Below are 13,700 nucleotides of genomic sequence, written 5' to 3'. Positions count from 1 at the left end.
CTGAGAGCAGGAATGCTTGCTGTAGTGAAAATTATCGGCTAAAAAGATGATATAAAAAACGGTTGAGTTTTTCTTAATTAGGTTCCTCTTTTATGCCGAGTCGACGTCTCGAACAGCAATATTTACGATTACTAAACATCGTCGGGGCCCAACCGGTTGAGATTACACTGCAAGAATTAGCCGACAAACTCAGCTGCACCAAGCGCCACATGCGGACATTACTGGTTCAGATGCAACAAGCCGGCTGGCTAAGATGGCAGGCAGAGGCTGGCCGTGGCCGCCGCTCACATCTACAACTATTGCGCAACACCCAGCAATTATTGCTCGAAAAAGCGGAACAATTATTGGATGCCGGCGATTTTAATGAGGCCATTGCATTATTAGGTGAAGATAAACAGCTGATTAGCCCTTTGCTGCGAGCTAAGTTGGGCTATCGGGTACGTGATGACTATCAAGCCCTGCGCATTCCTTACTACCGCACCATGCCCAACCTTGACCCCGCCACCCCACTACGCCGCTCCGAGCGACATTTAGTGCGGCAGATATTTAATGGATTGACACGAATAAATGAGGATACCGGCGAGGTCACCACCGATTTAGCGCATAAATGGCGGATGCTTGACCCATTACACTGGCGTTTTTATCTGCGCCCAGCCGTGCAATTTCACGATGGCCGAGAACTTTCCAGCCGTGACGTCATCAGCTCATTAACTCGCAGCGCCCAGTTACCGCTGTTTTCACATATTCAAAAAATCAGCCAACACGGGCCGTTAAGTGTGGTCATTGAACTCAATCAGCCCGATTCACAACTGCCCCTGCTGCTGGCCCACCACAGCGCATTGATTTTGCCGGCCAATCAGATTTCATCACCCGATTTTGCCTCGCATCCGGTGGGAACCGGCCCTTATCGGGTAGCGGAAAATGATGGCTGGCATTTACAGATAAAAGCTTTTGACCACTATTTTGGTTTTCGCGGGCTGTTAGATGAGGTTGAAGTCCTTATCTTCCCTGACCTAGCCCGTCGGCCAAGTGCTCCAGCCCCCCCACTATCTGAACAGCTGAACAGCGCGAATATCCAGAGTGCAACTTGGCTGAGTTCCAGTATCAGTGATATTGATTATGTCGCTGGTTTGGCCGCCGGTCTGACCGGTAAACCGTCAGATGCAACACAAGAAATGTTTTTGGAGCGCGGCGGATATTTTTTGCTCTGTGATAGCCGCTCCCCCCATTGGCACTGCATTAAACAGCGCCGCTGGCTACAACAAGTGCTCAATCCGTATAATCTCATCCAGCGGTTAATCGCCCCCATTCGCCCTTTCTGGGTGCCAGCCAGCAGTGTGTTACCCACTTGGTTTCATGGGATTGATTCAGGGGAGAAATGCTCTCCATTTCCCCTCAATACCTCGGCAGAACCTGCCGATATGCCAATATTAACAATGGCCTATCATGCCCAGCACCCTGAATATCAGATGCTGGTGACTGAAATGGCGCACATTCTGGCGACTCAAGGAATTAAATTAGCCGTGACCGAACTGGACTACCCCACATGGGCCAGCGGTGAGGCCAATGTCGATTTATGGCTAGGAACAGTCAATTTTGCCGTTCCTGAAGAGTGGAATGTTGGCGCATGGTTGCTCGGCTCCCCACTATTGCGCCAATCGATTACGGGTGGCGACACCGCGAGCTTACAAACTTATCTGCATGATTGGCGTAGCCAAACCCTTGGCAGCGAACAACTCATCAGGGAGGTTATCTCCGGCGGATGGTTACAACCTTTATTCCACCACTGGATGCGCCTAAAAGCCCCCGAGCACACCCAAGGTGCCCACCTCAATAATCTGGGTTGGTTTGATTTTCAAACCACCTGGCTGGAGCCAGAGTAGTGGTGAATAAATCAGATCTCAGTAAAAATAAATAATTCAATAAAATCAATGAAAAAAAGACAAAAAAAGGGAGGCTTTCGCCGCCCTTTAGCACTCCCCAAACCTGAATTAATGGTTACGAATGTACTCGTCCATATCCGTTTTCAGGTTATCAGATTTTGTCCCGAAGATAGCCTGAACACCTGAGCCTGCGACCACTACGCCCGCAGCACCCAACTTCTTCAGACCGGCTTGGTCAACTTTGGCAACATCAGCCACGCTGACACGCAGACGAGTGATACATGCGTCCAAGTTAGTGATGTTCTCTTTACCACCGAATGCGGCTACCAGTGCGGCTGACATTTCAGTTCCGCCCTGCACCGTTTGCTCAGTAGAAGTATCTTCGCGACCCGGTGTTTTCAAATTCAGTTTGGCAATCAGCACCCGGAAGATGGTGTAGTACACCAGACCGTAGCAGATCCCCACCAGCGGGAACAGCCAGATACGGCTGCTGTTACCACTCAGTACCACGAAGTCAATCAGGCCATGGGAGAAGCTGGTACCGTCACGCATCCCAAGCAGGATACAGATTGGGAAGGCCAGACCGGCCAGAATTGCATGGATAACATACAAGATTGGCGCCACGAACATGAAGGAGAATTCGATGGGCTCAGTGATACCGGTCAGGAATGAAGTCAGTGCCGCGGAGATCATAATCCCGCCCACTTTTGCCCGGTTTTCCGGTTTCGCAGAATGCCAAATAGCAATTGCCGCCGCAGGTAAGCCGTACATTTTGAACAAGAAACCACCGGACAGTTTACCTGCCGTTGGGTCACCAGCCATGTAACGTGGAATGTCACCGTGGAATACCTGACCGGCTGCATTGGTGTATTCACCAATTTGCATTTGGAATGGTACGTTCCAGATATGGTGCAAACCGAATGGAACCAGCGCACGTTCGACTACGCCGTAGATACCAAAGGCCACGACGGAGTTCTGATATGCAGCCCACTGAGAAAAGGTCTGGATTGCCGTACCGATTGGCGGCCATACGAAGGACAAAATCACGCCCACGAAGATAGCGGTGAAACCAGAGATAATCGGAACGAAACGTTTACCCGCAAAGAAACCCAGATATTCAGGTAGCTGAATACGGTAGAAGCGGTTAAACATGTAGGCGGCTATGGCACCTGCAATTATCCCGCCCAGCACCCCGGTATCTGCTAAATGCTTGGCAGCAATTTCTTCTGCCGGCAGATGCAAGACCAGTGGCGCTACCACCGCCATGGTTTTCACCATGATGCCGTAAGCAACAACTGCCGCTAGCGCAGAGACACCGTCGTTATTGGTAAAGCCGAGTGCAACGCCAATAGCAAAGATCAATGCCATATTAGCAAAAACGGAACCGCCCGCTTCTGCCATTACGTGAGAGACTACCGTTGGTAGCCAGCTAAAATTCGCGGAACCGACACCCAGCAGAATACCTGCGATGGGTAAAACGGATACCGGTAGCATTAGCGATTTACCTACCTTTTGCAGGTTTGCAAATGCGTTTTTAAACATAGTTGAGTGAGCTCCTGAGTAATAGTGCTTTTTCTGCTTTTTCTCGCGTTTATTGGCGTTACAAAGGGGGGAGTAAGCCTTTGCGAATCAGGGTGTCTAAAGCACCCCTTTAATTTTTACGAAGAGTAAAATAAATAGCCTGCTTAATGTTTGATGGCAGTCACGTTTCTTTCAAGAAAGCGCCTTTTTTGATTCGAATCGCGCATTTTTTGTAAAAAAAAGTCAATGCGAGCTGCCCTCACCCAATAAATCGGGTGAGAACATTACTCGGTTCGGCGATTAATTACGAGCTTAAAAAAAAGTATTATTAAGGAAGTTACTGCGATTCACTGGCAAGTTGTACTGAGTTCAGATGAAACAACCGGCAGAAGTTATCTGTCGTGGCTTGAGCCAGGGACTCAAGACTAACTCCTTTCAGTACCGCCATATATTCTGCAACATCACGGACATAGGCCGGTTGGTTTTCTTTGCCACGATGTGGAACCGGTGCCAGATAAGGCGAATCCGTTTCAACTAACAGTCGGTCCAGCGGCACGTAGCGGGCCACTTCACGCAGTTGCTCAGCATTACGGAAAGTGAGAATGCCAGAGAATGAGATGTAAAAACCAAGATCCAATAACATGGCTGCGGTGGCTTTATCTTCGGTAAAACAATGTAAAACCCCGCCACACTCTTGCGCCTGTTCTTCGCGCAAAATAGCCAATGTGTCTTCACGCGCATCACGGGTGTGCACAATCACCGGCTTATTTAATTTGCGGCCAATACGAATATGTTCGCGGAAAGAAGCTTGTTGCAGTGGGATATTATCTTGCTGATAGAAGTAATCCAGCCCGGTTTCCCCCATCGCCACCACATTATCTGCCGCGGCTAGAGTGGCAAGTTGCTGAAAATCATAGCCGCCATCAAGGTTCAGCGGGTGAACACCACAGGAAAACGCGACATTTTTTCGCTCCCCGATAAGAGATGTCATAGCCGAAAAGCCCGGCAATGTGGTGGCAACCGCCAGGACAAAACCCACATCTCGCGCCTGTGCTTTGGCTAATACATCATCGACACTGCGATGCAGCGTCTGGTAATCAAGGCTATCAAGATGGCAATGAGAATCGACTAACAACATAATAATCCAAGTTTTCTAGGTATTTAATGAAGATGAGGTGGAAACTGCCCCAGTGCTCAGGGCGGTTTCCCAGTTGAGCAGCAGCTCGGTGAGCAATAATTCACGATTAACCCCCACCACTGTTAATAATTGATGGCGACAATGGCTCAATTGCTTCGCGGACTCAAGTAATACCGGCGTCGTGGCAATTTGCGCCAGTTGCTGCACCAGCGGTAATTGATCCTGATTGACCGCAAACTCACCGGCTCCTTGCTGCCATTTTAGCGCATCAAGCACTAACGAAGAGAGCCACTGGCTGCGCTCAGCGGCATCATCATGGTTAAGCTGCGCTAACAACGACAGTAAATCCGAACTGTGCAGGGCAGTGCTCAACGCGCCACACATGGCGGCTCTGATTGCCCAGCGCTCGGGTTGGAGCAGCCGTTCTGCGGCCAACGGCGCTCCCTCACTTAATTTAAGTGCGGCCAGCATCGAAATGGGCTCCGCCTGAACTTGCCGCTGTAACCATTGTAGACTGAGCGCCGTATCCGGGCAGGCCAGGTGCCAGTAAAAACAGCGGCTGCGCAATGTTGCCAGCAAACTGGTCGGTTGATAACAATCGAGCAAAAAATAGGTTTTTTCCGGCGGCTCTTCCAGCGTTTTGAGTAATGCATTGGCAGCAGCATCAGTCAGTAACTCGGCATGGGGCAACCACACCACTTTTGCGCCGCCAAGCTGAGCATGAGAATAAAGTTTTTCAATCTGTTGGCGCACTAACTCAACACCGATGCTGCTTTTGCCTTTCTCCGCTGCCAGCATATACCAGTCAGGGTGATTACCTGCCAACATCAGGCGGCAACTATGGCATTCGCCACAGCTTTTCTCGCCTTGCCGCTGCTGGCACATTAGCCAGCGGCTGATGCCGTAAATGAGCGCTTCTTGGCCATTGCCAGGCAGGGAGTGCAGCAATAATGCATGATGGCCACGCCCAGCAATCTGCTGCCCTACCCACTGACGGTACGGCGCACTTAGCCATGGGTACCATTTCATTACGCGGTTTCTCGGTTGGCCAGCCACTGCTTGAGCACTTGACTGATAGATTCACTTACCTGCTCAATAGGCTGGGAAGCATCAATAGTTTTGATGCTGGAATCTGCGGCGGCTAACTCAAGATAACGTGCGCGAGTGCGCTCAAAAAAGGCCAATGACTCTTGTTCAATGCGGTCTAATTCGCCACGGGCGCGAGCGCGCGCCAAACCGACGACCGGCGGGAGATCCAGATACAATGTTAAATCGGGGCGAAACTCACCTAATACCGTGTCACGTAATGATGTCATCAACGCGCTATCAATCCCGCGCCCTCCACCTTGATAGGCCTGTGAGGACAAATCATGGCGGTCGCCGACCACCCAACTGCCACGCGCCAGCGCCGGTTTGATAACATTTTCAACCAATTGCACGCGAGCCGCATACAACATTAATACTTCAGCTTTATCCGTCAGCACTTCACCGGCAATACCTTGTTTAATCAAGTCACGCAGTTTTTCTGCCAGCGGCGTCCCCCCCGGCTCACGGGTAAAGACAATATCGTTAATCCCTTGGGCGCGCAGCGTGGCAACCACGGTGTCTCTGGCGGTAGTTTTCCCGGCCCCTTCAAGCCCTTCAATAACGATAAATTTACTGTTCATTTTTATCCTTGAGCGATTGCCGATAAACCCGCACCGCTTGATTATGACTGGCTAAATTGGTGGTAAAAGTATGGCCCCCTTTGCCGTCGGCCACAAAATAGAGATAGGGGGTTTTCGCCGGATGGGCAGCTGCAGTGAGTGATGCCAGCCCCGGCATGGCAATCGGCGTTGGTGGCAAACCGGAAATTGTATAAGTATTATAAGGCGTTGGCGTGTCTAAGTCTTTACGGCTGATGTTGCCATTATACTTATCCCCCAGGCCATAAATTACCGTCGGGTCAGTTTGCAGCCGCATACCAATACGTAAGCGGTTGATAAATACCGACGCCACTTTGCTGCGTTCCTCATTGACGGCGGTCTCTTTTTCGATGATTGACGCCATGGTGACTAATTCACCCGGTGTTTTATAAGGCAATGATTTATCACGCCCTTGCCAAATTTCATCGACTGTTTTTTCCATCTTCACATGGGCACGTTTGAGTAATGCCAAGTCAGTGGTGCCCGCAGTATATGAATAGGTATCCGGGTAGAGCCAACCTTCAGGATGCTCGCTGTCTTTCAATCCCAGCAAGACGGCAATTTCCGCATCGCTCTTGCCAGCTAATACGTGCTTTATATATTTTGATTGCTGTAATTCATCCAGCCAATCACGCAGCCGCTTACCTTCCACAAAGCGCACCGTGAATTGGGCTTCTTTACCACTGGCGAGCAGTTCTAGCATGCCGCGCACGGTCATTCCGGGGGTAAAACGATAAGTCCCCGCTTTGAATTTAGCCAACTCTGGCTCAATACGCAGCAGCCACGGGAACCAACGGGTATTTTTAATTAGGCCATCACGTTGCAGCAAGTTTTCCAAAGCAACCCGCCCAGTACCTGTCGGGAGTTTAAACAGGGTTTCTTGCTGGATAGCCAGAGGTTTATCCGCAAAGTGTTGCACTCTCTGGTAACCCACCAGCACTAATCCCAAACAGATAGCTATAAACAGGATTAATGCTTTGGTGCTTTTTATTTTCATCGGGCGGCCATCTTCAAATTAAACGTCGTCATAAACACCAAGAACCAAACTTTTGCCAATCATGGCTCAGATATCACAGCAATGTTGACTAAGAAAATCAAATAGTTGCCGCGAGTGATACTCCCGCTCCTGAATGCGACTCACGGGCAGTATCGGCATCAGGGCATTGCACAGGATAACTTCATCAGCATCGGCCAACACCGCTGGCGGCTGCGCGACAATCGCCACTGACCTGCCAAGAGCCGCCAGACACGCAATAATTCTCTGGCGCATAATACCATCAACTCCTGATTGGCTCAGGTCGGGGGTAAAGATTTCATCACCTTTACGCCAAAATAAATTAGCCGCACAGCATTCCACCAGCATACCTTCAGTGTCAAGTACCAGCGCTTCATCCGCGGCAGTCTGGTCAAGATGCGCACGAATCAAGACTTGTTCCAGCCGATTCAAGTGCTTAACACCCGCCAACAATGGGCTGCGCGCGAGAAATATTGGGCTGAGTGCCAATGCAATCCCTCGTTCACGCCAGCTATGATAATGAACCGGGTAATCACTGAGGGAAATGATTCTGGTGGGATGCTGACATGCCATGCCGCTGTAACCCCGTCCGCCGCTCCCGCGGCTGATAATCACCTTCAGCACACCATCTTCAGTATGACTTGCCGCCTCAACCATTTCCTTGGTCAATGCATTCCAATTTACAGTGGGCATTAATAGCCGCGCTGTCGCCTGCTGCAAGCGCAGTATATGTTTATCAAGCCACACCACACGGCCGAGAGAGACTCTGGCAGTAGTAAAGCAGCCATCGCCAAACTGCACCGAGCGGTCTGAAGCTGAAATCAAATTTTGTTCAACACCATTAATCCAGAACATTCAGACTCTCTTTACATGGAATGGGTACAGTATCAGATTTAAGCCAATAGCTATTTTAAGACAATTTTTATGGCGGGATGTTTGAAGAAAACGCGCAGCGCACTTAATAAAAGACCCGGAAAACCGGGTCTTTTTAGCCGTTGGCATGACACAATGCAGGTTATACCTTACGGAAAACCAAAGAGCCGTTAGTGCCGCCAAAGCCGAAGGAGTTACACAGGGTGTACTCCATATTTTTGACTTGGCGAGCGTCATGCGCAACAAAATCCAAATCACAACCCTCATCTGGGTTATCCAGATTAATGGTGGCTGGAATGGACTGATCACGCAGCGCTAACACAGTAAAGATAGACTCAACGGCACCCGCTGCACCTAACAAGTGCCCAGTCATGGATTTGGTGGAACTGACCATCACTTTATAGGCATCTTCACCAAATACAGACTTAACTGCCTGCGTTTCGGCTTTATCGCCAGCAGGAGTTGACGTGCCGTGGGCATTGATATAACCAATTTGAGAGGTGCTCACACCGGCATCACGTAATGCATTCACCATGGCCAGAGCTGCGCCAGAACCGTCTTCCGGTGGCGAGGTCATGTGGTAAGCATCACTGCTCATCCCAAACCCAACAACTTCTGCATAGATTTTTGCACCACGTTTTTTCGCGTGTTCGTACTCTTCCAGCACCATCATGCCAGCACCATCACCCAGCACGAAACCGTCACGGTCTTTATCCCATGGGCGACTTGCCGCCTGTGGGTTATCGTTGCGAGTAGATAATGCACGAGCAGCACCAAAACCACCGACACCCAGTGGCGTACTGGCTTTTTCAGCCCCACCGGCCACCATGACATCAGCATCATTGTAAGCAATGATACGCGCCGCGTGGCCGATGTTGTGCACACCAGAAGTACATGCTGTGGCAATAGAGATGCTTGGCCCACGCAGACCATACATAATGGTCAAGTGGCCGGCAATCATATTAACAATGGTTGAAGGCACGAAGAATGGGCTAATTTTGCGTGGCCCACCGTTCACCAACGAGGTGTGGTTTTCTTCAATCAGACCCAATCCACCAATACCAGAACCGATAGCGGCACCGATACGGGAAGCATTAGCTTCTGTTACTTCAAGCCCGGAATCTTGCATGGCTTGCATGCCAGCCGCGACACCGTACTGTATGAAAGCATCCATTTTGCGCGCATCTTTACGCGAAATGTAATCTTCACAATTAAAATCTTTTACTAAGCCAGCAAATCGCGTTGCATAGGCACTAGTATCGAAATGGTCGATCAGGCTGATGCCACTCTGCCCGGCAAGAACAGCTTTCCATGTGGATTCGACTGTATTACCGACAGGAGACAACATGCCCAGTCCAGTCACAACAACTCGACGCTTAGACACGGTTGTCCTCCAAGGAGGGAAAATAACACTTAGGACAAAAAAATTTAGGCGGTCGAGTGACCGCCTAACTATCTAAACTTAAAGCATGTACGCTTACTGCTGGTTAGCGTTGATAAAATCAATAGCTGCCTGAACAGTAGTGATTTTTTCTGCTTCTTCGTCTGGAATCTCAGTATCAAATTCTTCTTCCAGAGCCATTACCAGCTCAACGGTGTCCAGAGAATCCGCGCCAAGATCTTCAACGAAAGAAGCACTGTTCTTCACTTCGTCTTCTTTAACACCCAGTTGTTCAACGATGATTTTCTTAACGCGTTCTTCGATAGTGCTCATACTCTTAAATTTCCTATCAAAACTCGCTTTCGCGATGGTTTTCGTAGTGTATAAAATGTTGAAAAAGATGCAACTAAATCTCGGCTGGTCAAACCACGATTTTACGCTATTTTGCGGTTTTTACCTCAAATAACGCAAATACTTTCGTGATTTTTAAATCATATACATGCCGCCATTGACATGTAATGTTTCACCAGAGATGTAGCTGGCCTCGTCAGAGGCTAAAAATGCAACAGCGCTGGCGATTTCTTTTGCTTGCCCAAGCCGGTTAGCTGGTACTTGGGCTAAAATGCCTGCGCGTTGATCATCTGTCAACGCCGTCGTCATGTCCGTCTCAATAAAGCCAGGTGCCACAACGTTGACAGTAATGCCACGTGAAGCAACCTCACGCGCCAAAGACTTGCTAAAACCGATCAGACCCGCTTTAGCTGCCGCGTAGTTAACCTGCCCCGCATTGCCCATTGTCCCAACCACAGAACCGATGGTGATGATACGCCCAAACCGCTTTTTCATCATAGCGCGCATTACCGCTTTTGACAGGCGGAATACGGAAGTTAGATCAGTGTCAATAATATCCTGCCACTCTTCATCCTTCATACGCATCAGCAGGTTATCACGCGTAATACCTGCATTATTCACTAAAATGTCGACTTCTCCAAATTCCGCACGAATCGTTGCCAAAACAGACTCGATTGACGCGGGGTCCACGACATTCAGCATTAAACCTTTGCCATTCTCACCTAAGTAGGCGCTAATTGCTTCTGCACCCTTCTCACTGGTCGCCGTACCAATAACACGGGCACCACGTTCAGCCAGTAATTCTGCAATCGCACGGCCAATACCGCGGCTAGCGCCAGTTACCAGCGCAATTTTTCCTTCGAAGCTCATGTTATCCTCATTCTCAGTTTTCAAGCGCGCTGGTCAGCGTGGCAACATCGTTTACCGGTGCTGCAGCTAAAGTATCCACGATACGCTTAGTCAAGCCAGTCAAAACTTTACCCGGCCCAACTTCTAACAACAGCTCAACACCCTCTGCTGCCATAAATTCAACACTTTCAGTCCAACGTACCGGATTGTATAACTGACGCACCAGTGCGCTGCGGATAGCCTCTGGTGACACTTCAATTTTCACATCGACGTTGTTCACTACGGGGAATAATGGTGCCTGGAATTCAATTTTTTCCAGTGCAATGGCCAATTTGTCTGCTGCGGGCTTCATCAGCGCACAATGGGATGGCACACTGACGGGTAAAGGCAAGGCGCGTTTCGCACCCGCAGCTTTACAAGCCGCACCGGCGCGCTCTACCGCCTCTTTGTTGCCGGCAATTACCACCTGGCCTGGTGAGTTAAAATTAACCGGCGAAACTACCTGCCCAAGAGCTGACTCTGCGCAAGCTTTGGCGATGGATTCATTATCCAAACCAATAATAGCATACATGGCTCCGGTACCCTCAGGTACCGCTTCCTGCATCAGTTTACCGCGTAATTCCACCAGACGAACCGCCTGTTTGAAATCCAGCACGCCAGCACACACCAGCGCTGAGTATTCACCCAAACTATGGCCTGCCATCATCGCGGGCAGTTTTCCGCCTTGATGTTGCCAAACACGCCAGATAGCAACAGATGCTGTCAGCAATGCGGGCTGGGTCTGCCACGTTTTGTTCAATTCTTCAGCGGGCCCTTGTTGCACCAGCTGCCAAAGGTCATAACCCAGCACTGAAGAGGCTTCACTGAAGGTCTCTTCAACTATCGGAAATTGTGCGGCCAAATCAGCCAGCATGCCAAGGAATTGAGAACCTTGGCCCGGAAAAACAAAAGCAAATTTTGACATTCTACTTTCCTGTTGAACCAAAAAAGTGCTGTTAAATCAGAAGCGAACCAGCGCAGAGCCCCAGGTAAAGCCGCCGCCAAATGCTTCCAGCAGGACTAACTGCCCACGTTGAATACGCCCATCTCGTACCGCTTCGTCTAACGCCGCAGGTACAGACGCCGCAGAGGTATTGCCATGGCGATCGAGTGTGACCACCACTTTATCCATCCCCATGCCTAATTTTTTAGCTGTTGCGCTGATAATACGCAGGTTAGCCTGATGTGGCACCAACCAATCGAGCGCTGAGCGATCCAGATTATTGGCCTGCAACGTCTCATCCACAATGTGGGCCAGTTCCGTCACCGCAACTTTAAACACTTCATTGCCAGCCATCGTGACATAAGCTGGCAGCTGTTGCTGTTGGCGATCTTGATACGGCAAGGCGAGCAATTCGCCATACTTGCCATCGGCATGCAGATGGGTCGACAGAATACCCGGCTGTTCGGATGCTCCCAGTACAACCGCACCGGCACCATCGCCGAATAGAATAATCGTACCGCGGTCTTCTGGATTCAATGCACGAGAAAGCACGTCTGAACCAATGACAATGGCATGTTTGACTGCGCCACTTTTAACATATTGATCAGCAACACTCAGTGCATAGGTAAACCCGGCACAGGCCGCGGCTAAATCAAAAGAGGCCGCATCTTTGATGCCCAGCATTTGCTGCACCTGGCAAGCCGAGCTTGGAAAAGCATGACTTGAAGAGGTGGTAGCCACGATAATCAGCCCGATCTCGTCTTTAGCAATACCGGCCATCTCCAGCGCTTTTTCAGCTGCTTGGAAACCCATAGTGGCGACGGTTTCATCAAGGTCAGCAATACGCCGCTCACGAATACCTGTTCGGGTGACAATCCACTCGTCCGATGTATCCACCATTTTTTCTAAATCAGCATTACTGCGCACTTGTACGGGCAGATAACTCCCCGTACCGAGAATCTTAGTATACATGTACGATCAGTCACTCTTGGGTAAAACCGCTTCAAGGCGCGCGGCAATCCGTTGTGGGACTTGCCGCTGCACCGCCTGCACAGCCTGCTCGATGGCAACTGCGAATGCGCGTTGATTCGCAGCACCATGGCTTTTGATTACGATGCCCCGTAATCCTAACAGACATGCGCCATTATACTGGTCGGGGTTCAAATGACCGAACCGCTTAGCCACACGTTTTTGCAACCAACGGCCAATAAGTTTAAGCCACCATGACTGTTTTTTGCCCTCACCCGATGATTTGAGCAGTGACAAGAACATTCTTATCACACCTTCCATAGTCTTTAGAGTGACGTTACCCACGAAGCCGTCACAAACCATGACATCAGTCTTGCCAGTCAGCAAATCATTGCCTTCCAGATAACCAATATAGTTGATAGCCGGTGTATTTTTTAATACTGCGGCGGCTTCGCGGATATTATCCAATCCCTTGGTTTCCTCTTCGCCGATATTGAGCAAAGCAACACGCGGGTTTGTTATACCAACAACTTCCTCTGCCATCACTGAACCCATGACGGCAAATTGCACCAGCATCGTGCTATCACATTCAACGTTAGCGCCTAAATCCAGTACCACAGTCTTACTGCGCTGCTGATTTGGGATAACCGTCATCAATGCCGGGCGCTCTATTCCATCCAGTGGCTTGATAGTCATCTTCGCCAACCCCATCAATGCCCCGGTATTCCCTGCACTCACACAGGCTGCTGCATCACCATTTTTGACAAGATCCAATGCGATACGCATGGAAGTACCACGGCTGGCGCGTATAGCTTGTGAGGGTTTAGCATCGCTGGCGATCACATGCTCAGCGGGAATTACCTGTAACCTTTCCAGCAACAAAGGATCGGCATTAACCAGTAACGGAGTGATGGTGTCGGGGTTTCCGACCAGCAAGAGTTTTAGCGTTGGATTAGAGGCCAGTGCCTGCAATGAAGCAGGCACTGTGACGCAGGGACCGAAGTCCCCACCCATTGCATCTAACGCGAGGGTTAGACAAGTCAAGGTATCGCC

The 13,700-nt window shown here is 49.9% G+C and carries 13 protein-coding genes; 1 reads left to right on the top strand and 12 read right to left on the bottom strand.

Annotated elements, in window-relative coordinates:
* Positions 1-92: 92 nt before the first annotated feature.
* Positions 93-1,883 (top strand): SgrR family transcriptional regulator, encoded by a 1,791-nt coding sequence (locus tag D5F51_RS06515; protein WP_129195934.1) that lies wholly within the window; start codon positions 93-95, stop codon positions 1,881-1,883.
* 108 nt (positions 1,884-1,991) lie between these two features.
* Here the strand turns inward: D5F51_RS06515 and ptsG are convergent, their stop codons facing one another.
* The 12 genes from ptsG to plsX form a co-directional block, all read right to left on the bottom strand.
* A complete protein-coding gene (gene ptsG, locus D5F51_RS06510; protein WP_025378686.1) occupies positions 1,992-3,425 on the bottom strand; it encodes a PTS glucose transporter subunit IIBC in 1,434 nt (477 codons plus the stop codon).
* Between the two features lie 316 nt (positions 3,426-3,741).
* Positions 3,742-4,542, bottom strand: a complete 801-nt coding sequence (locus tag D5F51_RS06505) for a metal-dependent hydrolase (protein WP_129195933.1) — start codon at positions 4,540-4,542, stop codon at positions 3,742-3,744.
* 15 nt (positions 4,543-4,557) lie between these two features.
* Positions 4,558-5,571 carry a DNA polymerase III subunit delta' gene (gene holB, locus D5F51_RS06500; RefSeq protein WP_129195932.1) on the bottom strand — a complete coding sequence of 338 codons (1,014 nt, stop codon included), beginning with the start codon at positions 5,569-5,571 and terminating at the stop codon, positions 4,558-4,560.
* Positions 5,571-6,209: a dTMP kinase gene (gene tmk / locus D5F51_RS06495; protein ID WP_025378690.1), complete on the bottom strand. Its 639-nt coding sequence runs from the start codon at positions 6,207-6,209 to the stop codon at positions 5,571-5,573. Before tmk ends, holB begins: the two co-directional genes overlap by 1 nt.
* Positions 6,199-7,224, bottom strand: coding sequence for an endolytic transglycosylase MltG (gene mltG, locus D5F51_RS06490; protein WP_129195931.1), 1,026 nt, complete (start codon positions 7,222-7,224; stop codon positions 6,199-6,201). The genes tmk and mltG overlap by 11 nt, the downstream gene beginning before the upstream one ends.
* 66 nt (positions 7,225-7,290) lie before the next feature.
* The gene (pabC, locus tag D5F51_RS06485) at positions 7,291-8,097 is read right to left on the bottom strand and encodes an aminodeoxychorismate lyase (protein ID WP_129195930.1); all 807 of its coding nucleotides are present in this window, start codon (positions 8,095-8,097) and stop codon (positions 7,291-7,293) included.
* Positions 8,098-8,257: 160 nt separating this feature from the next.
* Positions 8,258-9,499: a beta-ketoacyl-ACP synthase II gene (fabF, locus tag D5F51_RS06480; RefSeq protein WP_129195929.1), complete on the bottom strand. Its 1,242-nt coding sequence runs from the start codon at positions 9,497-9,499 to the stop codon at positions 8,258-8,260.
* A 93-nt stretch (positions 9,500-9,592) separates the two neighbouring features.
* On the bottom strand, positions 9,593-9,829 hold the full coding sequence (acpP, locus tag D5F51_RS06475; RefSeq protein WP_002220787.1) for an acyl carrier protein: 237 nt from the start codon (positions 9,827-9,829) through the stop codon (positions 9,593-9,595).
* A gap of 153 nt (positions 9,830-9,982) precedes the next feature.
* Positions 9,983-10,717, bottom strand: coding sequence for a 3-oxoacyl-ACP reductase FabG (fabG, locus tag D5F51_RS06470; RefSeq protein ID WP_025378694.1), 735 nt, complete (start codon positions 10,715-10,717; stop codon positions 9,983-9,985).
* Positions 10,718-10,730: 13 nt separating this feature from the next.
* Positions 10,731-11,660 carry an ACP S-malonyltransferase gene (gene fabD, locus D5F51_RS06465; RefSeq protein WP_129195928.1) on the bottom strand — a complete coding sequence of 310 codons (930 nt, stop codon included), beginning with the start codon at positions 11,658-11,660 and terminating at the stop codon, positions 10,731-10,733.
* Positions 11,661-11,696: 36 nt separating this feature from the next.
* A complete protein-coding gene (locus D5F51_RS06460) occupies positions 11,697-12,650 on the bottom strand; it encodes a beta-ketoacyl-ACP synthase III (RefSeq protein WP_129195927.1) in 954 nt (317 codons plus the stop codon).
* Positions 12,651-12,656: 6 nt separating this feature from the next.
* A complete protein-coding gene (plsX, locus tag D5F51_RS06455) occupies positions 12,657-13,691 on the bottom strand; it encodes a phosphate acyltransferase PlsX (RefSeq protein ID WP_025378697.1) in 1,035 nt (344 codons plus the stop codon).
* Positions 13,692-13,700 lie beyond the last annotated feature (9 nt).

Origin of the sequence: Yersinia hibernica, from assembly GCF_004124235.1 — a bacterium.
GTDB lineage: Bacteria > Pseudomonadota > Gammaproteobacteria > Enterobacterales > Enterobacteriaceae > Yersinia > Yersinia hibernica.
The sequence above is the reverse complement of the archived record's forward strand: the minus strand, read 5'-3'. Positions and strand labels throughout refer to the sequence as shown.

Excerpts from the sequence above, each read along its gene's own strand:
- D5F51_RS06505 (WP_129195933.1), bottom strand. The coding sequence starts at position 4,542 with ATGTTGTTAGTCGATTCTCATTGCCATCTTGATAGCCTTGATTACCAG.
- pabC (WP_129195930.1), bottom strand. The coding sequence starts at position 8,097 with ATGTTCTGGATTAATGGTGTTGAACAAAATTTGATTTCAGCTTCAGAC.
- acpP (WP_002220787.1), bottom strand. The coding sequence starts at position 9,829 with ATGAGCACTATCGAAGAACGCGTTAAGAAAATCATCGTTGAACAACTG.
- mltG (WP_129195931.1), bottom strand. The coding sequence starts at position 7,224 with ATGAAAATAAAAAGCACCAAAGCATTAATCCTGTTTATAGCTATCTGT.
- D5F51_RS06515 (WP_129195934.1), top strand. The coding sequence starts at position 93 with ATGCCGAGTCGACGTCTCGAACAGCAATATTTACGATTACTAAACATC.
- tmk (WP_025378690.1), bottom strand. The coding sequence starts at position 6,209 with ATGAACAGTAAATTTATCGTTATTGAAGGGCTTGAAGGGGCCGGGAAA.
- ptsG (WP_025378686.1), bottom strand. The coding sequence starts at position 3,425 with ATGTTTAAAAACGCATTTGCAAACCTGCAAAAGGTAGGTAAATCGCTA.
- fabD (WP_129195928.1), bottom strand. The coding sequence starts at position 11,660 with ATGTCAAAATTTGCTTTTGTTTTTCCGGGCCAAGGTTCTCAATTCCTT.
- D5F51_RS06460 (WP_129195927.1), bottom strand. The coding sequence starts at position 12,650 with ATGTATACTAAGATTCTCGGTACGGGGAGTTATCTGCCCGTACAAGTG.
- fabG (WP_025378694.1), bottom strand. The coding sequence starts at position 10,717 with ATGAGCTTCGAAGGAAAAATTGCGCTGGTAACTGGCGCTAGCCGCGGT.
- holB (WP_129195932.1), bottom strand. The coding sequence starts at position 5,571 with ATGAAATGGTACCCATGGCTAAGTGCGCCGTACCGTCAGTGGGTAGGG.